Here is a 21,509-nt window from a genome sequence, read left to right as displayed (position 1 = left end):
TAAATTAATTTTTTATTGTTACATTTGATAATTCTTCATACAATTCAATGGCTTCTTTTACCGTCCCTTGATCATGAATAATGTGCTTAAATGATTTTACTACTGCTGTCGGATTAGGATTGTTCCATACAATTCTACCAAAAGTAATACCAGTTCCACCTGCATCTAATACATCATGCACCATTTGGAAATAATCTTTAATATCATTTCCATTGTCTCCACCCGCTACCACAACTTTCGCTGGAGTTGAGGAAACTACTTTATGGAAAGTTTCTGGATCTCCAGTGTATTTTGTTTTCACAATATCTACTCCTAGTTCTGCACCAGCACGAACGGCATATGCTACATGTTTCCAGTCGTTTTTTTCATCATCTGGAATTTGGTTGCCGCGAGGGTAGATGTGTGCAATCATTGGCAAACCATACTGTGCTGCTTTACCAGCTACAATACCTAGATTACGCAATTGTTCTGGCTGGTCATCGCCTCCTACAATACAACCCATAGAAACTGCATCTGCACCGATAGGAAGCGCTTCCTCTACTTCAGTTACCCATGCGTCATAATTAGGCTGCCATGGAGAGAATGAAGATAATTTCAAAATAAGTCCAGCTTTACCTGCATGCTGCTCGAAACAACTAGTTGCAATTCCCTTATGCATTGTAATAGCATCTGGCTCACCAGCAATAATTTCATCAATTTTCCGCCCGATCGGCATCAATTCTTCAAAAATCCCTCGTGCTACTGCTTGATCTACCGCCACTGCTAAAAGTTTTCCAGATGATTGATTAATTAAACGATTAAGACGAATCTCTTTTCCTAGTATTGTCATGAATATACACTCCTCTTATGATTTTATAAAGTAATAACAGATTTCATTCCTTTTCCAGTTCGAACATCATCAATAGCTTGCTCAATATTCTCCAACGAATATCCAATAGTTGTTAAAACTCTTGTATTGATCTGACCGGATGCAATTAACTTTAAAGATGTGTGATAATCAGATCGAGTTAAAGCAGAGGTTCCATTAACGTTAATTTCATTGTAGTGAATAATATTAGGATCGATCTCAGAAGTAACTCCATTTGTGAAACCGGCAAATAAATTCAGTGTGCCACCTTTCTTCAACAATTTTGCCGAAGAATTTACTATATTTGGAACGCCAATGGCCAAAATAACGACATCTGCTCCAAGTCCATCCGTTTCTTGCAGTACAATTTCTTGTAAATCTTCATTAACTGGATCTACAGTCATAGTAGCTCCGGCTTCAATAGCTCTCTCTCTTCTATGATCAATCGGTTCACTTAAGATTACCTTTCTAGCTCCGGCTATTTTCGATAATTGCACATGCATTAAACCAATTGGACCACCTCCCACAATAACAACTACATCACCCAGTTTTACACTGGCTTTTCTTTGCCCATTTAGGCAGCAGGCTAGAGGTTCAGTTACAACCGCTTCTTCAAAGGAAACATGATCTGGGATTTTCACTAGATTTCCTGACTCGATAGCTGCTTTAGGAATTCGAACGTATTCAGCAAACCCTCCATCAAATTCATATCCGATAGCAGTTCGATTTTGACAAACATTTTCCATATCATTCATACAGTAATGACACTTTCTGCAAGGAATGACAGGCATAACGCCTACGCGATCTCCTGTTTTAAAATCTTTAATTTCATGTCCAATTTTTTCAATTGTTCCCACAAGTTCATGCCCAATCACGGAAGGAGTACGGATACCTTTTGTTTTCTTTCCTTCAAAGATTCGTACATCGGTTCCACAAACCGCACTAGTGTTAACTTTCAACAGAATTTCATCCTCGTTGATCGTCGGCGTTTCAATTTCCTCCAGCTTGATGTTATTAGGACCGTAAAAAACTGCTGCTTTCATATAACCCACCCACTCCTCTGGCGTTTAATTTTATAATACATCACGGTGGTTATTTCCTCCATAAAAAAATTTAATTTTATGAAAAAAACTTTCAAACTATAGATCAAACCATGCTAGTGGCCAAGTAATTATTCCAGGGATAAAAATAAACAGCAGTAAAGTAGCAATTGAAATTCCGAACCAAGGCATTGCAGCTTTGCTAAGACTCTCCAAACTAAGTCCTGTTATATTGCTGGTTGCGTATAAACACACTCCAATAGGGGGAGTAACCAATCCGAACGAGAGTGCCACGACTAGAAAGACTACAAAGAACACTGGGTCTATACCCACAGCTAAAACAGCCGGCATAAGAATTGGTACCAGTATAAAAATTGCTGCTGTTGCATCCATGAACATTCCTACTATTAATAAGAAAAAGAACAGCACAAGCATAATCACTAAAGAATTATCACTAATACCGCTAATCAATGCTGCCATTCTAGAAGGAAGACCATCATATTCAAACACCCAACTTGCTGCTTTCGCAGTTACTGCAATGAATAAGATGGTACCAGTAGTGTTAACAGTCCTAAATAAGATATCAGGTAAGCGCTTAATAGAAAGTTTTTTATAAACAAAGATCGCAACAAATAACGTATATACAACACAAACCGCTGCTGCTTCTGTTGGAGTAAAGAAGCCACTTATAATCCCAACTAATAAAATTACCGGTGCTAATAATGCAGGAAACGCCTTTATAGTTTCACTTAAAAATTCTTTGAAATTAAATTTCTGCTGTAATCCGTAACCATTTTTCTTAGAATAGTGGCGGTTAAGAATCATAAAAATAGTTGCAATAACTAATCCCGGAATTAAACCTCCTATTAATGCTGCTCCGATTGATACCCCTGCGGTAGAAGCAGCAATAATCATGAGAATACTTGGGGGAATGATGGATGCCAGCATGGAAGTGATTAATGTTAAAGCAGCTGCGTAATGCAAGGGGTAGCCGTTTTTCGTCATTGCATTAATCTGCATTCTTCCTGTGCTTGCTACGTCTGCTACTGATGAACCGGCCATACCAGCAAAGATTAAACTGGCGATTACATTAACGTGACCCAATCCGCCGATCATCCAGCCAACCATACTTTGGGCAAACCCGAAAATTTTATCTGCTACTCCACCTTCATCCATAATAATCCCTGCTAAGATAAACAAAGGAACCGCTACCATAATAAAGCTGTTCATAGAACTAAACATTGATTGTGTGATCACACTTAGAGGAACATCAATAAACAAAATAACCGATGTTACAACGGCAATACCCAGTGCAGATGCTATAGGTATTCCAAGAAACAGTAAAACAAAGAATAACCCGAGTAAGAATAGCGACATGTTTTCACCCCTTTTCTATGAGCTCACGGTGATAAAGCAAGGATTGTACAACATTAATGATCCCAATCAATGCCGATAATGGAAGACACATTCCTATGATCCACATTGGTAACAATAAGACAGCACTTGTTTCTCCCATAGAAATCTGTTGGCTAATCATTTCAATTCCGTATATCATCATATATGCAAAAAAAGCTATAGAAGCTACTGCATATATGACTACCCCTATCTTTTTTACAGTGACAGGAGCGTATTTAAGCAAAATTGTTACTCTAGCTGATTCAGCTTGTCGAAAGCCAATCCCTATTCCTAAAAATACTAACCACAAAAATAGAAAGCGAGTAACTTCTTCCGTCCAAGGAGCTGGTGTTCCAATTTCTCGTCCAATTATTTGTAGAACAACTACTAGGCAGATCGCAGCAGCCAATGTGGCTGCTGCTACATCTGTTATTTTATTGAGGATAGAGAAAAATATATTTGGTTTTTTTTCTTCAGACATAATCTATCCCTCTCATCATTAATTAAGTTATGTTACTATTCGCTTTTACCGACAAATTCTAGAACATCAGCAAAATACTCATCATCTTGAATTAGTTGTTTGAACGTTGGATATGCTTGTTTTGAAACTTCTACAAATTTTTGTTGTTGTTCACTCGTAAGCTCATTTACTTTCATGCCTTCATCTTCCATCAGTTGAATTGCTTTCTCTGATTCTTCAGCATCATAATCTGCTAACCAGCCTTGCATTTCCTCTACAGCTTCTTGAATAGCTGTTTGATGTTCTTCGCTTAAACCGTTAAGTTTTTCTTCATTCATTCCAACAAGCCAACCGTCAGCCATATGATTTGAAACAGTCAAATAATCTTGTACTTCATACATTTTCGAGGCTACAATTACACCGATAGGATTTTCTTGGCCATCTATCGTTTTCATCTGCAAAGCGTTGTATACTTCACTGAAATCCATAGGAGTAGTAACAGTTCCGGCACCTTGGAAAAACTCTATCCATAAAGGATTATTTGGAACACGGAGCTTAACACCTTCAAGATCTTTAGGTTCAGTAATAGGTCTTACAGAGTTTGTAATTTGACGAAAATCACGGGCCCAGTAACCAAGTCCTTTAATGCCCAATTCGCTTGTTGATTCAAGAAGACTTTGTCCTAAATCATCGTTTAAAAAAGATGTAAATTGCTCTTTGTCGTCAAAAAGATAAGGAACGCTAATTGCATTAAATCTTTGATCATAGTTAGCATACAGAGAAGTGGATAACATTAACATATCCAGGCCGCCCGCTCCTAATTGCTTAATACCTGCTCCTGGATCTCCACCATACAGTGTCCCATTCGGATGAACTGACACCTCAACTTCTCCGTTAGTTTTTTCACTAATAACTTTTGCTAACTCTTTAGCTGCGACTGTTACAGAAGCGTTATCTGGATCTGGAGTTGAGAGCTTCAACTGAACCTTATCTGGAGCTTCTGCCCCTTCTCCTGAACCTTCTTCATTGGAGCTTCCGCACGCAGCCAAACTCATTGCTAGAACGATAAGAGTAAGAAAGCTAAGTAACTTTTTCATAGAATTCCTCCTAGTTTCAGTACCATATTAATTCATATTTGTTAATGTTAGCGCTTTCTAAAAAGAATGAATTTGTTACCGCTTTCACCTACTTTCTCGTTATTGTTTTTTGATTATTTGTTCTTTTCTTAAAATAAGAATAACACACGGTGGTAATTTCCTTCAAGAAAAAAATTAAAAATTAGCAATTTTTTTTCACGAAAAACTTTTTACAGCTTCTTATCGATAGTAGCTTTTCTAGTCTTTTGAAGATTTTCATAGTAATAATGGTACTTTTCATTAGCAATAGCTGCTACCAAAATATCAATCACTGTTAATTGAGCAATTCTTGAAGAAATAGCGTCCGTATGAAATAAAGTTTCACTCGATGCTGTCTGCAAAACAATATCAGAGATCTTGGTCAATGGAGATTTTGAAGAATTAGTAATACAAACTAACATAGCCCCTGAAGCCTTCGCTATTCTCATTGAGTTTAGTATATCCGTGCTGGATCCAGTATGTGATATACCAATAACTACAGCTTGTTTTGTAAGAACACTCGCAGACATGGCTTGCAATGTTGAATCTGTGTACGCTGATGCTTTAATACCAATCTTTAAGAATTTATGTTGAGCATCTAAAGCAACTGTTCCAGATCCTCCTGTTCCATAAAATTCGATTAATTTTGCTTCTTTTATAATGTCTACAGCTTGTTTTAAAGACATTTCATCACAAACTTCTAATGAATCGTATAAAGCTTGTATATTTGATTGGAATACTTTCTTTTTGATAGTGCTCATATCATCCCCTTCTTCAATATTTTCATAGGTTTGCTCTTCCGGTTGAATTACTTCTTTAGCTAAATAAATTTTCAAGTCTTGAAATCCCTTATAGCCTAGCCGTTTACATAAACGAACTACTGATGATTCACTTGTTCCACTTCTTTCAGCTACCTCTGTGATAGATAGATGAATAATTTCTTCTCTATTGCTTTGAATAAAATCCGCAATTTTCTTCTCAGAATCCCGAAGTTTATGTTTCATTGCGTTTAATCTAGTGAAGAATCCAGGATTCGAATTAACATTAAGTTCCATATATATTACCTCCCTTTATCTTATAATTATAAAACAAACGAACAAAATAAAAACATTTTTTGAAGAAAGTTTCCCTTATTTTTTTGAAAAATTGAAAGAAAAAATCCGCCACTTTGTTTATTTTAAGAAACGTTTTTTCAAAAAAACTATTCACTAATTCCCAGTTGGTTTCTTATCTATCCACTCTGAACTATAATGTGTCACTGACAACTATGATGTTTTTTTAGTGGCGTTTTTAACCCGATCCCGACAGTAAATAGGCAAATGAAATGCCCGTGAACCCAGTAGTAACAAGGGTTCATGGGCGTTTTTGAACAGACTACGCGTGTCACTGGGATTTTGTCTTGAATATTCTTTAGTTCATCGACCGTTATTCCGTCGACCCCACTTGCCCCTTTATTTCTGTAAACACGCAAGTAGGCCTCATTCCATGTTCTGGTTACTTAGAATCTGCTCTAAAAGGTTCACACTCGTTTCTCCCTTATCCCTTCCTCTCGCGTAGTAAGCGATAGCTCCATTTTGGGTTGTCCTCTGGGATACGCTCATACTTTCACCCGCAACACATTCGGAGTTCATCACTTACGCACTCGCGGCTTTGAAACACTTTAAATTGTTCAGCCCTTCGTGAATTTCTTCACTACTATGGCTTTTGCTGACTTCTTGCGATTAACCTTTTTCGACTACATTTTTTGCATTCGCAAGACCTCCCAGGGTAAGACAACTATCTTTCCTCTTTTACTCGCCTGATTTACCCAACAAAGTTACGCACACCTTTTGGACTTTGACTTGTTATGGAGCCTTATCCCTTTGAAGAGCTTTCGTATCAGGTTTCTGTTCGTCGAGCCAAGATTTTATTCCACGCTTCCTCCAGCCCTTACCTAACGATAAGCATTTTGCGCTTCCTTAGTGGTTGGTCGATGTGTACCACACAGTGGACTTTCACCACCTAGATAGTTGCCATGCCTGGCACACATAGAAAAGCCCTCAAATGTGGGGGCTTTTTTTGTTTGACCACTTAGTTGATTACGGCTTTCTGCGTCTAGCTAAAGATTTTATTTACATTACCCCTCCAAAGCTCAGCTTTTAGCTTCCTAACGGTTTCACCAGCACCGCAAGCATCTGAGCCACATCTTGAAGGCTATTGCTTATGCTGAATAGCGCATATGTGTTATTCAGCATAAGCCCCGATCACCACTTTGAAAAACAGGTCAAATTTATCCAGACTGGTTCTACCTCTTTCTCTCTGCAGATCTATCCCTCTCTGTCAATAAGGCAGGTCTTCATCATCCACCCAATTGTAGATGACCGGATGAGTCGCAAAGGTCTCCCGCCGCTTCTGATAGGTGAACATATTCATGAGCGTTCCGTAAAAATACGCATGAAAGTCTTTTTTAATCTTCCGGTGCTTGAGCGCATAGACAGACTGTTTAAAGGCATCAGTGACAAGGTCTGTATAGTCCTTTAAATCACGCAGCAATGTAAACGGCCGGCTGGCGATTTCGGCTTTCTGCCAGAGCGTATGGATCTCTTTTGCTTCACCGAAAAAGGGTTTTACCGCTTTTATAAAGTCTTCTGGAACATTCTTCGGTGTAAATGATTCATCCAGACAGGTTTTCTTACGTAAGATCTTTAAAAGCTTTTTAGATAAAGATAAATACTTGGTAGAAACTTTTTTGGGCTGTTCGTTCTTACTCTCACAAGGGATTTCAGCCTTTTCAGCCTGGCAGCCGGCATGGCAGTCAGGGAGTGAGAAGCTGGTTTTCCATTTTTCATAGAGCGGATGATCGGCAAAAAAGTGGACCGGCGCACCGAGACCGTTCTGTCTGGTGGAATGGCGGTAGACGGTGAAGATTACACCGGCTTTGCGCAATACTTTGAAAATATCACGGACAGTGCGCGGCGAAATGCCAAACCGGTCGCACAGATAGTCTTCTTTTGCGAAGCAGTAGCCTTTTTCCGCTGCGAACCAGCAGATCATCTCCACGGCCTTGCGAGTGCTTTCTTTTAAGTTGTAGAAGGCGTCACCGTAAGCGGCGGATGCTCTGGCCAGCAGGGGGAGTTTCTGTTCCTGCTGCTGTTTGCGGTTTTCGGCGTACGCCGGGTAGCTGTATAGGAACTGGAATTGTTTTGTTGAAAGCTTGATGTGTTTGCCCATTCGTTTCTCTCCTCCATAGAAAAAAGGCGTGTTTATCGTTGTACGATAAACACGCCCTTCTCCGGCCCAGTCGGAAAGAGATGCCGCACCGTTGAAGAACGGCTCCGTTTTTCGTATAATGAAAACAGAACGATTCTTTAAGGTGAAAGCAGGTGTTTATCGTGGCTGTATCACGATAGACGGTTAAGCGGGTGCTCCAACACCCCTTAACGCGCTTTTGCCTTTTTATTTTGTCCAAATTTAGTAGATTGTGTAATTGTAAGGGTTTTTCTTCTATTTCCATTTACCATACAGCACCGCTTCTTTCTTGTAAATCCCGCTCGTTCCGGCTTTTTCGTCATTTAATCTCGCACAGGTGGAAATTTCTACTTTTGTGAGGTTGGACGTCATTCTCGCAAAGGTGGAAAAGTAGAAATTTCTACTTATGCGAGGAAGCATACGTTTTTTTATTTTCAAAACATTGATGCAGCAGGGGTTCCAGCCGTTTTGATGGTCAGCACAGGTGGAAATTTCTACTTATGCGAGATTGGACGTCATTCTCGCATAAGTAGAAAAGTAGAAATTTCTACTTATGCGAGGAAGAAGTGCCGAATATTACAATTATGTTACAAATTTCGAACCAACGATAAAGTACATAAGTTCTCATTTTGCATAAGTGCTTCTCGCAAAGGTACACCTGTGTTAATATATACAAAAGTAGAAATGTGCGAGGTACACTTGTGCGAGAATAGATCGAGGAGGGAATCAATGTGTCAGCAAAAACAATCGTAGTAGGAAATTTTAAAGGCGGCGTCGGAAAAACAAAGGTGGCCGTCATGGCATCCTGGGAACTGTCGCACGAGATGAACAAAAAGGTGCTTCTGATCGATATGGACCCGCAGGCGAATGCGACAACGCTGATCGCCCGTTCGTCCGGTATAACTGAAATCCCTTCTTCTATATTTGAAGGGTTTGAAAAAGGGGATCTGTCTGACATTGTTATGAGCGTTAACGACAACCTGGACTTAATCCCGGCAGCTGTCTCATTTAAAAACCTGCCGAAATTTCTGTACGGCCGATTCAAGGAAGACCTCGATCAGGTGTCTTACTTGAATAAACTGCTGGAGCCGCTCAAAGACAAGTACGACTATATCTTTATCGACGTGCCGCCGACGATCAGTGACTACTCGGATAATGCGATGATGGCAGCGGATTACGTTCTGATTATTCTGCAGGCGCAGGAGCTGTCGCTTGAAGGAGCGGAAACGTACATTTCTTATCTGCAGTTCATGATCGATGAATACGACGCGTATATTCAAGTGGCAGGAGTACTGCCGGTTCTGCTCCGTCCGGGCGGCCGCGTGGACCATGCGACGGTCGAGCGGGCAAAAGAATTGTTCGGAGATGACAATGTCTTTGAAAATTACGTGAAGCATCTGGAGCGGCTGAAAGCGTGGGATATTACCGGTATCACATATAAAGACCACCATGACAAAAAGGCCCACCAGCTGTTTCAGGATGTTGTCGCGGAAATGCTCGAGAAAATAGAGCACTTTGAAGGCGGTGAGCCGGCCAGTGACTGAGAAAAATGTAAAAGGGCAGCTGCTGAATGTGAAACGAAAAGACAGTCTGCGCGCCCAGCCGGTCAAATTCAACGATAAAGACCCGTTCAAGTATCAAAAGGAGAATGCTCTGGCTCCGGAGAAGACAAAACCGGCAGCTGTACCAAAGCCAAAATCATCGGGCCGGATGACTGTTCCATCAGAACTGCCGCAAGAAGTGAAGAAGCGTGCCTCGGTCGTCGGAAAAAACGACGCCACCAAAACGATCAAAGTGCCGGCTCTCCTGCACACAAAAATCAACATCCTGGGCAAGTTTATGGACGAATCGAAAGCGTATGCGATCCTCGACGAACTGGTGGATTATTATGTAGAGAATACGCTGACGGAGCGGCAGCAGAAGCAGTTTCACTTTATGAGCGATTTTTCAAAAGACGATAAGTAAGCACGGGTGCACAGATGATCAGGTATATCTGATCATCTGTACACCCAAGTTATTTCATGAAGAGTGAACAGTCAACCAAAACTGTTGACCAAGGAATAAACTCAAGGATTATCGTCTTTTTTGGGAGAGTATAATTAAAATTCATCAATTACCTTTTAAAGCGCTCATGATGTAATGATAAATTTCCGCATCCATACCATTTTGCAAATCATTTCCTGGGTTTTCAGCATGAAACTTTTCGGCTGCTTTTTGCAGTTCAGGGTCATGCGCAGTAAAAGAATTAGCGATTTCACTCCATTTCCGGGCTAACTCCTGCACTTCTTTATCTGTCGCAGAGGTCCTATTCCGCATATGACCACGAAGCTTTTCTAGGATCAAGGTGAATTCTTTTTCACTTCTTCTCAATGTTTCTGCATCCGCTTTTTCATAATTACTTTTCATTTGGTCTAGTTGCTCTTTCGTAAAATATTTTTCCTGATTCATTTTCATCGCTCCCAATAATTTAGTTAAATTCTCCACCTGTAAAGGCTGCTTATTTCGCGACAACGCTAACACATTCTCCAGTTCCTTTAACAGTTTTTGCTGAATTCGTATGTCTTCCTTTAAACGAGCCATCTGGATGGCCAGGATATGGGATGTGCTTTCACTGTTACTGTCATCTACAACAGACTGCACATCTTCCAATGACAAGCCAATTTGCTTTAGTGACTGGATGTTCTGAAGCTTTAAAATATCCGACTTGTTATAAAGCCGGTGACCAGAATTAGAGTGATCAGAAGGAGAAAATAAACCAATCTGATCATAATAGCGCAATGTTCTTACGGTTAATCCTGTTAACTTTGCAAGCTCGCCTACTTTCCATTGCTTTTTCATAACCAGCTCCTTTTGTTATGCTAGCTTTATTACCGGTAACTTCAATATAAATCATTACGTTGCGTAAGGTTCAAGCCCTTTTATCATTTTTTTGAATACATCAAAAAGGACTGCTCCAAATAAAAAGGCACTCCTATATTAATCAACAGTACGTTGAAACTATTATATAAAACTTACGCAAGAAACGTCCGTATCGCGACCGTTGACCAGTAAATGAAGCTCAGGACAGAAAAAACGCTTATAAACGTAAAAAGAGGCTTGGGCAATTCTCTGAACTTAAATAGTAACCACAAGCCGATTACAAGATGAATGAACATAAATAGTACGGCCGACATCACAACACCTCTTCATTTTTTATTGGATTTTAAGCAGCGATCACAGATGTGATATGTATTTTTCCGTTCCTTATACTAACAAATACGTAAAACACTGTGAAAAAGATTCGTACGATAAATCATCCTTTGTGTTCCCCTAATGAATATCTGATTGAAAAAGACTTCACTCCTTCTCGAAACAAGGATGAGGTCTTTTTTCATGAACAAAAAACCATCTCCGAATTTTCTGCTCGTCTGTTTCCTACACATTCCCTTCAAATAAATGAAAGACCGCGGCTAAATGCTGTTTTTTAAGCTAAAACCCCTTTTGATCGAAGCCCCTGCAGCCGGTAAAGTGAGCCTTGTAGAAGAAAGGAGGGGTAAAGATGCAGGAATATTTACAGAAAAAAAGCCTGGTGATGAAGCTTGACGGCGGCATCAACACGGACGGAAAGCAGATTTTCAAGAATTACACGTATGCAAACGTGGACTTGAATGCAGATGCGGATTCGATTTACGCAGCCGCAGCGGCACTTGCCAGCTTGTACGCGGAAATCGATATGGTTGAAGTGCAGACAACCGCAGTAAACGACATTAACTAATCAATAAAAATACGGTTTGAAAGGAGGAGTTCAGATGGCAAAGGTGCTTGAGTTGAATTTCACAGCGACGGGCGGCGAAACGAAACTGATGATTCGCAATCCGAAAGAGCCGGTTGATCCGGTTCAGGTAAAGGCCGCAATGGAACAGATCATTGCAGCTGATGTGTTTTTTTCCACAAAAGGCTACTTAACAGGCGTGATTGATGCACGCATTGTTGAGCGTAATACACAGGATATCGTCCTGTAACCAGAAAAGGGGGGGGGGCATGAAGCCTCCCTTTTTTATGAATCGAAAGGAGGGAGCGCGCATGGATTGGATGAGTATGATCAGCGACGTCGGATTTCCGATCATCGTAACCTTTTACCTGCTGAACCGGATTGAGACCAAAGTGGATCAGCTGACGCAGTCCATTAACGACCTGGCCATGTCGTTTAAGTAGAGCGCACCGGGGTGTGCTCTTTTTTGATGAAAAAAGGAGGAATTCAAATGGTGAAAATGATGCTTGATGCCGGGCACGGCGGGAAAGATCCAGGAGCGGTGGCGCACGGGCTGCAGGAGAAAGACCTGACGCTTCACCTGGCCGTAAAAGCAGGCGCCTACTTAACGAGCCGCTATGACTGCGACGTGATCTATACACGGACAAAGGACGTGTACCTGTCCCCGTCGGAGCGGGCCGATTTGGCGAATGAGGCGGGAGCGGACCTGTTCTGCTCGTTCCACATTAACAGTGCGGCGAATCCGGCTGCGCGCGGGTTTGAAACGTTCAAATTTAACGGTGCGGCAGGCAAAACGGCGATGCTGCAAATCCTTGTGCATGGAGCGGCTGTCAAAGTAACGGACAGGCATGAGGTGCTGGACAGGGGCATGAAGGACGAAAATTTCGCGGTGCTGCGGGAAACGGCCATGCCGGCGGTTTTGACGGAAACGCTGTTCATTTCAAATAAAGAAGACGCACGCCTGCTGAAGTCCGACGCCTTTTTAAACAGCATGGCAGCGGCGTACGGAGAAGGGCTGGCACGGGCGGCCGGGGCGAAAGAAAGAAAAGCGCAAGCGGCAGACAATCGGCTGTTCCGCCTTCACACCGGCACGTTTACGGGACAAGCGGAAGCGGACAATCAGGCGGAGATGCTGCGAAAAGCATATGGATGGACGATTTATGTGAAGGAAGAGGGATAAGGAAAAACCGGACAAAAGCCTGTTATGTCAGATTTTCAAGAAGAGCAGAAAGCGGGGCTGTTCGAGGGCTGGACAGCTCCTTTTATCAATACGGAAAAGGGGCGGAAATCTGACACAATGATCCCCTTGAAAGGGGGAGAATCAGTGGAAATTGTCCAGCCGATTAAAGAAAAGCAGAAGATTGAAGCGATGAAAAAAGTGCTGCGTGCCTCAGCGCTTCGAAATGAGCTCCTGTTCGTCCTCGGCATCAACACAGGTCTTCGCATTAGCGATCTGCTGGGACTCCGCATACAGGACGTCTGGACATCAAAAAATGAGCCGGCCGAACGGATCGAGCTGAAGGAAAAGAAAACCAGCAAGGTGCGCCACGTTGCCCTCAACAGCAAGTCCCGTCTGCTCATCCGGCAATACATAGAAAAAGAACGCCATCAGCCGGCACCGGACGAACCGCTTTTCCTAAGCCAGAAAGGCGGCCCCATCAGCCGCCAGCACGCGTATGATATCTTAAACACGGCGGCCCGTCTGATCGGCATCACTGATCGCATCGGCACCCACTCGCTCCGCAAAACATTCGGCTACTTCGCCTACCAGCAGGGCACCGATCTCGCCATGATCCAGAAGCTGCTGAACCATTCCAGCCAGGCGGAGACGCTGCGGTATATCGGAATTACGCAGGAGCAGATGGATGATGTGGTGATGCGGTTGGAGCTTTGAAAGATGAAAAGAATATTTCTTCGAATAAACCTTTCTTCCAACGAAGAAAGGTTTAATTTTGACAGATTTGGCTCATTTAGAATAGCAGTTGTGGTAAATAAGTTTAAGCTTTTCTCTTTTTAGGGAGTCAGTACTCATCAAGTCCTCTATCATCAAAGAGATCCACATCTTCAGGTTGCTGCGAATCTCTTTTACAGTCTTCACAAAGAATACCTTCTGCAGGGTCCCCGCACTCATTACAACGATTACTGGAAAACTTCTCATAGTAAGGATTTAAATTCATTTACATCCAACTTTCTTACATTTTTACGAGTAAATAATATCACAAATAATCGTTAAGTAGTGAATTTATCATATGAGAAAAAGCTTCGAGACGAAGAGGAAAAATAGTTTATTCCGGTGTTAAAGGATCAAAGCCTATCTCATATAAAATATAGTCTGTTTCAGAAAGAGTTTTGCAGTCCTTAAGGCAGACCATAATGATCAAGTCACGCTTGTTTCGTGCATAAAGTTCATTATGACCGGCTGTTTTCAAGAAAAGGTTTGTTTCTTTTAAAGATAGGCTCATTCCGAAAGCCAACTGGAGTGTCTTATCTCTTCCAGGCATCCGTTTGCCGGAATATATTGCATAGAAATAATCTTTCGTAACATTAGATCTTTCTATTACCTCAACATTTTTCAGCTTTTTTTCCTGAATAAAATCATGAAGTAAGTGGCTTGCTTTTCGATCAATAAATTCATTTTCGTACTCTCTTAGAATGTCTTTCACCTTTTTTTCTTTAGAATTCAATATGATTTTCATAAATGATTCGTACTTGAGAGTTCCGTAAGAAGTGATTCCTGCAGTATTGAGAATGGAAGCCAGTATTGCTGTTCTTTTATCAACCAATTCATTCACCTCAAAATGTGTACTTTTTGTCTACCTAAAAAAAGTTAGCTACGCATTATACTAAGTACAAATAATCATAACAAAAGAAAGGAAGAGGAAACATGACTAAAATTGATAAAATTACATTTGTACTTGAGGTTGTTAAAAAGATACTTGAGCTTATTCAAGCAGGTAAGTCGCTAAATCAAGCCATAACAACAACATCATTAGCTGTTAATATGCCCGAAGAAAAAATTATTAAGCTAGTTAAAATGCATATGAATCTGAAAAAATCATAAACAAGTTTGTATCATATTGAAGAACTATATTGAGAGAGGCGTCCCTGTTCGGTTGAACAGGGACGCCTCTTTTTCTTATGAATAATAATTTGATGCACTTAGAAAAAATGCAAGAATATAGAAAGGATTTTCCAATTTTAATTCGGAATTGTAAATTTATTCTTGAAAAAAGAATGATAAAAGAATATTATAAGAATAATAAAAGAATAAACAAAGAAAGAAGGGGATAAGATGATTATTATCAAAGTAAATGTAGTACCTAACTCTAAGGAAGGATTAAGGGATCGCGTGAGAAGAGCATGGAGAATAAGCCAAGACCGCTTATATAACCAAGATGAGTTGATGGCTGTTTACAAAGGTGAAATTTTAGAAGTATACAAAGTGCTGAGTTATGGAAAAGATCAAATTGATGAGAATCGTGTCGCCTTTGAAATCGAAGAAAAAGAGAGTGATTTAAAGGGGAAAAAGATTGTATACAAAACAGCTAATCCATGTACCATAGCTGATGTGGAAAATCTCGAATTCGTATAACCGCTGTTTAAAGGCAAAGCAACCGCCCGTATGTTTTTAGGGTAGTTGCTTTTTTTGTATTCCTAAAGAAATGAAATTAATCAATGAAAGAAACAGCCGTTCACTTGAACCGCTGTTTCTTTTTATTTCAAGCCGCAAGTCTCGCGCTGATGCAAAACCTTTCTAACCCTTGTTCATCAGCTGTTTGACATTCGCACCAGCCTTACATTAATAACCCAGCAAACGAACCGTACACAAATTGTATACTCCGCGGCTGTACCGTCCGCATTCGGCCTGCATCGCAGATTCCGGCACGTGCTCCCGGACCAGCCGCTCAGCTTTGTGTTTTAAAGGAAACGCGCAGCCGTTCTGACGAACCGCTGCGCCTTCTTATTCATATTTGAGGGTTCAAGCGCAGAAGCCCGTTCTGCAAGCACAGCTCAGCATCTGCATCGCACCAGTCCAGTATTGTTAATAACACACATTCTCATCCGTGAACCCCACACTGCAGTACCGCGGCTGTTTCCTTCGTTGCCGGCCTGCATCACGGATTCCGGCTCGAACTCCGGAACTAGCCGCTGCGATCCGCTTTGATGGAGAATTTCCGGCTGTGCCGGAAATCGTGTCGCTTGCTGCGCACAGCTCCAAATCTTATTTTGCCTTCCGCACCGCGATTGTAATACAGCGCAAGCCGTCTAGCCTTCAAGCCGTTAGGACACCCGAACCTTTCCGGCTTGAAGGCAAGACGGCGGACCAGCGTGTCAAGGGCGCAGATCATCCCTTGACACACTGGTCATGCTCGTATTGCGCTGGTCGCGCGGAGGGGCAAAATAGTCCTTTATAGGACGAATCATGCGAAAGGCAAAGGCAGGGAGGTGACAGATGAAAAGCTAGAGCCAGTTTCTGTTTCTCATTTGCGCGCTCCCGCTTGCCACCGCTGCCCGCTGCGGGACTTAGCCCTCTTAAAACCTTAGAATAAGCGGCATCTATTATTATTTGTTTTATGTGTTAAATTCAAATACTAAACCTTTAATTCAACCCGAGCTCCTAACCATGTCTACCAGCTCTCAATCAAGTGATCAAGTTATCCACAGATCGGGCAAGCAGGCTATCGCCCTTAATATAAGGGTGAACAACCAGTGCGCACCTGTTTTGGCGTCAAAACAGCCTTTAATTTTCGCACATAGGACTCGCTGATCCCTAGCTGTGCCGCCATTTTCCGGTTGGACATATGCGGGTGCCGCTCCATTGTCGTCTTCAGCAGCAGTATAATATCCGCCGTTTTCTTTTTCTCTTCTTTGATGTACTCATTCCGGCAAGGCTTTCCTTCCTTTCTTCTCTGGTAGCGTCTTTTATCTCTCTCACCTCTTCTCCTGCGTTTCTCTCCGCTGTCAATAAGAGTACTCATGTGCTCCTGCTCTTGAGTTGTAATATCGAGCAGCTTAATAATCGTGGTATTTTTTAAATTATAGCCGGCGGCCGGGTAGCCTTTTTTCACTGCTTCCTCGTTTGCCTTTGGGCACCCCTTTGCAAGCCAGGCCTTTTCTGCGCTTTTTGTCGCTCGCACCACCTCGCGCTTCTGGAGCGGCACTGCAAAGTCACCGTTGAACTCCAGCATCTGTTTGATGGAATCGGCCGCATCATCCGTCAGGCAGCAGCTCCAGTACCTGTACAGGAAGCACAGCGTCTCCCGGTGTCCTTCCACTTCTCCGTTCCGCAGCTTAATGAGTTTTACAATGTCCATCAGCCGGGCATAATGCAGGGTCCGCAGGTTATGTATATGAATAATTTTTGGCTTCCGTCCGCGTTTCTTCTCCTTCTTGGGGGTCAAGTCCGGCAAATATTCTTCTTGCAACTCGCGTAGTATATAACGGTGCTGGTGCCGGCAGTCGGTCCGCACCGTTTTTCCGTTCTTCGAGTTCACCGTTTCATCAATGCGGAAAATTCGTGTCGCATCAGTTGCTTTTGAGTCCGCGCCTATGTATTTCAGCTTTTCACAAAAGTAATTCTGCACCGCCTGCCAGAGTGGAAGAGCCTTATAAGGAACCGGCTCGATCAGCCAGACGTACACCAGCCCTCTGCCCGAATAAATGATGATATTCGGCTCGGGGAGCACGCCTTGAAAGATTTCGAGGTCTGTTTTGCCAGCCACCCACTCAGGATCATACCCAAGCGTGTAACAGTCGGCGTCCACGTACAGCGCACGCAGCTGCCGGATGTTCTCAATGCGGCGCTGCGGCTTGTAAAACGTGTTCTGGCTGAAATACACATCCTCTCCGGTCCATTTCGGCAGTTCTTCCGCTAGCTGGTCCGGTTCGTAATGGTACTGGCGCCAGGCACCCGATTTCTCTTTCTTCGCCAGTGTGATCCACCCATCCGCTTTTTCGTGATGAAAAAGCACGTGGTTCTGCCTCTGGCCGGCCGATCGCAGTAAATTCTCCATAGTCCCCCCGTAATCAAAGATATGACGCATCCGACTGAAAGCAGAATAATTGTGCGGATGATGATTCTTTGTAATGACATCCTAATAAAGGTCTTTAGAATCATGCGATAGGAATAGATCGCTTTAATTCAAATCTATATTACCGCATAATTCGACCTAAATTCACAATTTAATTGAAATATTTACAATATTTTAAACTTTTTTTCTTTTATGGGTTTAAAACCCTTGTTTTGGAGTGTGAGGCCGGCTTTTTAGCGTCATTAATGGGAGTTAGAAAGGAGACGTTCTGCGGAAAAATAGCGGTTTTTGGCGGTACAATAGAGAAGACAGGGCAGCCTGCAGCTCCCCGTTTTGGGTATGCTCGGCCTGGCGGATTACCAGTCCCGCCAAAAATTCAGAAAGGCAAGGAGGAAAGGGTGGAGATTTTTTGAGCGGTTTTCTCAAAAAATACGACCCGGACCTTGCCTTTTTGAAAGCAGCACGGTTAGAAGGGTCTTTTTTTAAAAGAACCTTTCTTCGAATAAACGTTTATTCGAAGAAAGGTTCTTGATTTTATTGAAATTGCAGCAGTATTAATTGTTGTTGGCTTTTCTTTTTTCAAGCCGAATGTGCTCAATGACTGCAAACAAAATTTTTTCCTCCAGGTCTTCAAAGTTTTCATCGAACAATACGCGGTCCCCATGAAACTCGGCTGCATCGCCTAAATAGTAAAGGCGCGGTTTTGTTTTATTGTAAGGGTAATACCCCTGGATCCGGCTCCACGCATAATCTGCAAATTCTTTTTCGAAGCGCCGGTGTTCAATGCAGCGATTAAATTTCCCTTTGGTCACTTCTATATAACCTTCACGAATCCCACTGGCCGCAATTTTGTACCACATTTGCGTACGGCCTTCTTCCCGCAGCCGTTCTTTTTCTTCTTCACTTACTACCGTAGTAGCAAAAGAGGCAAGCCGCTCTTCAATAAAGACCTCGAGCGCTTCTTCAGGGATGCGCCAGCCTTCTTTTCGCGAACTAGGCTTGATCCCTTCAAGCGTTCCATTGCGCAGCCATCTGCGGACGATTTCCTTGCTGCTCGTGATTTTCTTCTCAGCTAGAATTTCAAAGGCTTCATCTACCGTGTACATATCTTCTTTTCACTTCCTCTTTTTAATACTACCCATATGTTATAAGGACTATTATACAACTGTGGTATTATTAAAACAAGGTTGCAGTGTCAATAGTTATGATCATTGGAGGCATTAAAAATATATTTGAATTTTGCACATTGTATTAAAAGACTATAAGTGATCGGACTGCCAATTTGCTGATATTTGAGTGGTTGGTTGTGGAGTTTTAGCCGGAATGCATGATGAAGTCGGGCAATGGAAGGAGTCGCTGCGGTAATGTCTTACTGGGGTACAAAGGAAATGTTTAGTGCGATACATCGGATGGCAACTGACTGTTCTTCCAGAAGGGGTAGCGTCAGGAAAATGCAGATTTACAACGATAAGGAAACTTTTACCCATAAAAAAAGCCGATTTCAAGGAATCGACTGTTGAACTAAAGCACCCATATAGTAAGCAAAGAAATAATAAAAAGTCTTAACCAACTATATTGGGGTCTACTCTTAATACTTCTATTATGTTAGTTAACGTCCATTTTCATCCCAGTCTTCGTACGAATCAAAATTATGATTTGGATCTACAGAGTCTCTTCCAGCTTCCATTAAGCTGCTAGCACAGTCTTTACAAAAAGACTCACCATCTATCAGTAATTCTGAATCGAGTTGATTTTTGGAGAATTCTCCTCCACACTCATTACAAATATACTTTTCCATAAGTTTCCTCCCCTTCCGATTTAAATAGCGTATCTAAATATTGATTATACAGCAATAGTAACTAAACTGCTTCGTTAGTTTAAGTAGAAACCTTCACAATCTCAATAGAGTAAAGACTATTGAGACATATCCAAAATACCTCTAAATTAGGATTTACAATGTCTCATAAGACTTGTATCAAATTGCTTAACGTTGTAAATTCTCATTTTCCTGACGCTACCCCCAGAAGGGCTTCTGCGCTTGTGCATGTAAATACAAATAAAAGGCTCAGCGGTTCGGCAGAACGGCTGAGCCTTTCCCATTTTGATCTTAAGGTTTTCCGGCCCGTCCGGTGCGGCGCATAGCGCAAACCGGCCAGGAACTTACGGAATGCAGGCGGCAGCCGTGCAGTCCGTTGTTATCGGGCGGTTTAGTACCGGAGCGGCGCGTGCAGGGTGACGGAGAGCCGGTTTTGCGATCCGATCATCCTGCAGCGCTGCCGGCAGAATTCATTCTCTTTGCGTACTGGTATTCAATGATCAGCTGATCCAGCGTTTCACTGTGCATGATTGTGATGTGGGCCGTTAGTCCGTGCAGCTGGCCTGCCCGGATCATGATCTGGCGCTGTGCTTCAATCCGTTTCCGGAGCGTTTCTGTACTGGCGGATCTATGCTCCATGTGCAGCCTCCGTTGTCATCGTCCTCTATATTAGGTAAATTATAGTTTATTAGTAGATTAAAAGGAAATAAAGTTTTTCCGAATAACTGAAATTTTTATCTGTGAGGTCAGAATTAAAAGTGTTAATCCTTCTTTTTAATGCTACCACGTTTGCAGTATGCCACTTGAGGTACTTACAACGTCTCGTACCTCGCGCTTTCGAAAGTATGCTCAGAAGTGTTTCTGCGGTATGAACATCAGGAGTTTTTTGTAGAAATTCATACTGCTGTCTCCATATTGGATTCATGATGGCTCAGTAAAAATAAGACCACTCTGCATATGCGGAGTGGTCTTATTTTTATGTTCGGGCGATCCCTGGTCGCACCGGGGCGTCTAGCGCCTTCTTTTTAACTATAAATAATAAGGAGAGATTTTATGCTAATTCGTCCGTATCACCGATATACAGTGCTTGTCGAAGATTCCAATCACATTCAATACGTATGGCACCTTAATGTGCTTCCCCATAAAAAAGCCTGGAGAGTGGCAAATCTTGAAATGAACTGGGCCACTGTCTTTAAAGGTTATCTGATTTTGGATATAGAAGAGCTCGATGGAGCAGAGGTGGGGATAGACGAGGAGACAGACGAGGATCTGCACATTTCCATGGATGACTTTCACATGGCTGTTGGCATGTCCGGGATCGGTTATGCTGTAGATCCTTTATACAGTACTTCTTACCGGTGCCAGATCTGCGGCGGGATTGTAGCGAATGATATCTGCACGGACTGCATGTTTGACTGGGACTCGTAAAAGAGTCCCGCACCCGACTCCGTCGGAATTTCTGAGAATCAAAAATCTTTTATATCTGGAGGAGATGCACGGTGACCATTACAAAACATTGCATTGAGCGTTTTCGTGAGCGAGTGACAGAGGCGCCTGTTGATTTCATTTACAGCTTTATTTTGGAGGACTTAAAGAACAGTATCCTTCTCTATGCTATAGATGGTGTGGAAAAGCGGTATATCAATGGATTGCTTTATGTAGTAAAAGAAAACAGGGTAATCACTCTTTACTTATACAGGGCTTAGGCCTTGGCACGTTAAAAACGTGCTGTAGTGACTGATTTTGAACAAACCCAAAAGCGTCAGAGGCATGTAGCCAAAGGCTTGCCGCCCCCACGTAGAATCAGCGTTACTGCTATTATTAT

Annotated in this window: 24 protein-coding genes; 11 read left to right on the top strand and 13 right to left on the bottom strand. The window is 42.2% G+C overall.

Features of this window, described 5'->3' with window-relative positions; genetic code table 11:
• Positions 1-4 precede the first annotated feature (4 nt).
• The 7 genes from BW952_RS17215 to BW952_RS17185 form a co-directional block, all read right to left on the bottom strand.
• Positions 5-829, bottom strand: coding sequence for a class I fructose-bisphosphate aldolase (locus BW952_RS17215; RefSeq protein ID WP_045850768.1), 825 nt, complete (start codon positions 827-829; stop codon positions 5-7).
• Between the two features lie 23 nt (positions 830-852).
• Positions 853-1,890, bottom strand: coding sequence for a zinc-dependent dehydrogenase (locus BW952_RS17210; protein ID WP_045850769.1), 1,038 nt, complete (start codon positions 1,888-1,890; stop codon positions 853-855).
• A gap of 96 nt (positions 1,891-1,986) precedes the next feature.
• Entirely contained in the window at positions 1,987-3,264 is a 1,278-nt protein-coding gene (locus tag BW952_RS17205) for a TRAP transporter large permease (RefSeq protein ID WP_045850770.1), read from the bottom strand.
• A gap of 4 nt (positions 3,265-3,268) precedes the next feature.
• Positions 3,269-3,763: a TRAP transporter small permease gene (locus BW952_RS17200; protein ID WP_045850771.1), complete on the bottom strand. Its 495-nt coding sequence runs from the start codon at positions 3,761-3,763 to the stop codon at positions 3,269-3,271.
• A gap of 35 nt (positions 3,764-3,798) precedes the next feature.
• On the bottom strand, positions 3,799-4,839 hold the full coding sequence (locus BW952_RS17195; protein ID WP_045850772.1) for a DctP family TRAP transporter solute-binding subunit: 1,041 nt from the start codon (positions 4,837-4,839) through the stop codon (positions 3,799-3,801).
• Between the two features lie 209 nt (positions 4,840-5,048).
• Positions 5,049-5,912, bottom strand: coding sequence for a MurR/RpiR family transcriptional regulator (locus BW952_RS17190; RefSeq protein WP_052698437.1), 864 nt, complete (start codon positions 5,910-5,912; stop codon positions 5,049-5,051).
• A 1,264-nt stretch (positions 5,913-7,176) separates the two neighbouring features.
• Positions 7,177-8,067: a helix-turn-helix domain-containing protein gene (locus BW952_RS17185; protein ID WP_052698438.1), complete on the bottom strand. Its 891-nt coding sequence runs from the start codon at positions 8,065-8,067 to the stop codon at positions 7,177-7,179.
• Between the two features lie 743 nt (positions 8,068-8,810).
• Between BW952_RS17185 and BW952_RS17180 the strand changes: the two genes are divergently transcribed.
• Positions 8,811-9,629 carry a ParA family protein gene (locus BW952_RS17180; protein ID WP_045850773.1) on the top strand — a complete coding sequence of 273 codons (819 nt, stop codon included), beginning with the start codon at positions 8,811-8,813 and terminating at the stop codon, positions 9,627-9,629.
• Positions 9,622-10,050 carry a hypothetical protein gene (locus tag BW952_RS17175; protein ID WP_045850774.1) on the top strand — a complete coding sequence of 143 codons (429 nt, stop codon included), beginning with the start codon at positions 9,622-9,624 and terminating at the stop codon, positions 10,048-10,050. The genes BW952_RS17180 and BW952_RS17175 overlap by 8 nt, the downstream gene beginning before the upstream one ends.
• A gap of 144 nt (positions 10,051-10,194) precedes the next feature.
• Here BW952_RS17175 and BW952_RS17170 read toward each other — a convergent pair whose 3' ends face one another.
• Entirely contained in the window at positions 10,195-10,923 is a 729-nt protein-coding gene (locus tag BW952_RS17170; protein WP_082084598.1) for a MerR family transcriptional regulator, read from the bottom strand.
• A 700-nt stretch (positions 10,924-11,623) separates the two neighbouring features.
• On the opposite strand from BW952_RS17170, the gene BW952_RS17165 reads away from it, so the two are divergent.
• The 5 genes from BW952_RS17165 (at position 11,624) to BW952_RS17145 (ending at position 13,730) form a co-directional block, all read left to right on the top strand.
• Positions 11,624-11,839 (top strand): DUF1659 domain-containing protein, encoded by a 216-nt coding sequence (locus BW952_RS17165; protein WP_045850775.1) that lies wholly within the window; start codon positions 11,624-11,626, stop codon positions 11,837-11,839.
• 34 nt (positions 11,840-11,873) lie between these two features.
• Positions 11,874-12,086 carry a DUF2922 domain-containing protein gene (locus tag BW952_RS17160; protein ID WP_045850776.1) on the top strand — a complete coding sequence of 71 codons (213 nt, stop codon included), beginning with the start codon at positions 11,874-11,876 and terminating at the stop codon, positions 12,084-12,086.
• Between the two features lie 61 nt (positions 12,087-12,147).
• Complete coding sequence (locus tag BW952_RS17155; RefSeq protein WP_076496360.1) at positions 12,148-12,279, top strand: YvrJ family protein; 132 nt, start codon at positions 12,148-12,150, stop codon at positions 12,277-12,279.
• Between the two features lie 47 nt (positions 12,280-12,326).
• The gene (locus tag BW952_RS17150) at positions 12,327-13,016 is read left to right on the top strand and encodes an N-acetylmuramoyl-L-alanine amidase family protein (RefSeq protein WP_045850777.1); all 690 of its coding nucleotides are present in this window, start codon (positions 12,327-12,329) and stop codon (positions 13,014-13,016) included.
• 144 nt (positions 13,017-13,160) lie between these two features.
• Complete coding sequence (locus BW952_RS17145) at positions 13,161-13,730, top strand: site-specific integrase (RefSeq protein WP_094032004.1); 570 nt, start codon at positions 13,161-13,163, stop codon at positions 13,728-13,730.
• Between the two features lie 391 nt (positions 13,731-14,121).
• On the opposite strand, the gene BW952_RS17135 is transcribed toward BW952_RS17145, so the two are convergent.
• The gene (locus BW952_RS17135; RefSeq protein ID WP_052698439.1) at positions 14,122-14,619 is read right to left on the bottom strand and encodes a hypothetical protein; all 498 of its coding nucleotides are present in this window, start codon (positions 14,617-14,619) and stop codon (positions 14,122-14,124) included.
• A gap of 101 nt (positions 14,620-14,720) precedes the next feature.
• On the opposite strand from BW952_RS17135, the gene BW952_RS19545 reads away from it, so the two are divergent.
• On the top strand, positions 14,721-14,897 hold the full coding sequence (locus BW952_RS19545) for a hypothetical protein (RefSeq protein WP_156149420.1): 177 nt from the start codon (positions 14,721-14,723) through the stop codon (positions 14,895-14,897).
• Between the two features lie 231 nt (positions 14,898-15,128).
• Positions 15,129-15,428: a hypothetical protein gene (locus BW952_RS17130; protein ID WP_045850778.1), complete on the top strand. Its 300-nt coding sequence runs from the start codon at positions 15,129-15,131 to the stop codon at positions 15,426-15,428.
• Between the two features lie 1,096 nt (positions 15,429-16,524).
• Here the strand turns inward: BW952_RS17130 and BW952_RS17125 are convergent.
• The 4 genes from BW952_RS17125 to BW952_RS17110 form a co-directional block, all read right to left on the bottom strand.
• Positions 16,525-17,850 carry a hypothetical protein gene (locus BW952_RS17125; protein ID WP_045850779.1) on the bottom strand — a complete coding sequence of 442 codons (1,326 nt, stop codon included), beginning with the start codon at positions 17,848-17,850 and terminating at the stop codon, positions 16,525-16,527.
• 572 nt (positions 17,851-18,422) lie between these two features.
• Entirely contained in the window at positions 18,423-18,974 is a 552-nt protein-coding gene (locus BW952_RS17120) for a helix-turn-helix domain-containing protein (protein ID WP_045850780.1), read from the bottom strand.
• Positions 18,975-19,477: 503 nt separating this feature from the next.
• Positions 19,478-19,666: a hypothetical protein gene (locus tag BW952_RS17115; RefSeq protein ID WP_045850781.1), complete on the bottom strand. Its 189-nt coding sequence runs from the start codon at positions 19,664-19,666 to the stop codon at positions 19,478-19,480.
• 462 nt (positions 19,667-20,128) lie between these two features.
• Positions 20,129-20,323, bottom strand: a complete 195-nt coding sequence (locus BW952_RS17110) for an aspartyl-phosphate phosphatase Spo0E family protein (protein WP_045850782.1) — start codon at positions 20,321-20,323, stop codon at positions 20,129-20,131.
• 414 nt (positions 20,324-20,737) lie between these two features.
• Here BW952_RS17110 and BW952_RS17105 point away from each other — a divergent pair, with 414 nt between their 5' ends.
• Both BW952_RS17105 and BW952_RS17100 read left to right on the top strand, forming a co-directional pair.
• On the top strand, positions 20,738-21,112 hold the full coding sequence (locus tag BW952_RS17105; protein WP_045850783.1) for a hypothetical protein: 375 nt from the start codon (positions 20,738-20,740) through the stop codon (positions 21,110-21,112).
• A gap of 71 nt (positions 21,113-21,183) precedes the next feature.
• Entirely contained in the window at positions 21,184-21,390 is a 207-nt protein-coding gene (locus BW952_RS17100; protein ID WP_045850784.1) for a hypothetical protein, read from the top strand.
• Positions 21,391-21,509 lie beyond the last annotated feature (119 nt).

It is taken from the genome of Domibacillus enclensis (assembly GCF_900156125.1).
In the GTDB taxonomy this organism is placed as follows: Bacteria; Bacillota; Bacilli; order Bacillales; family Domibacillaceae; genus Domibacillus; species Domibacillus enclensis.
Note: the sequence above shows the minus strand (reverse complement) of the source record. Positions and strands in the feature narration are given on the sequence as shown.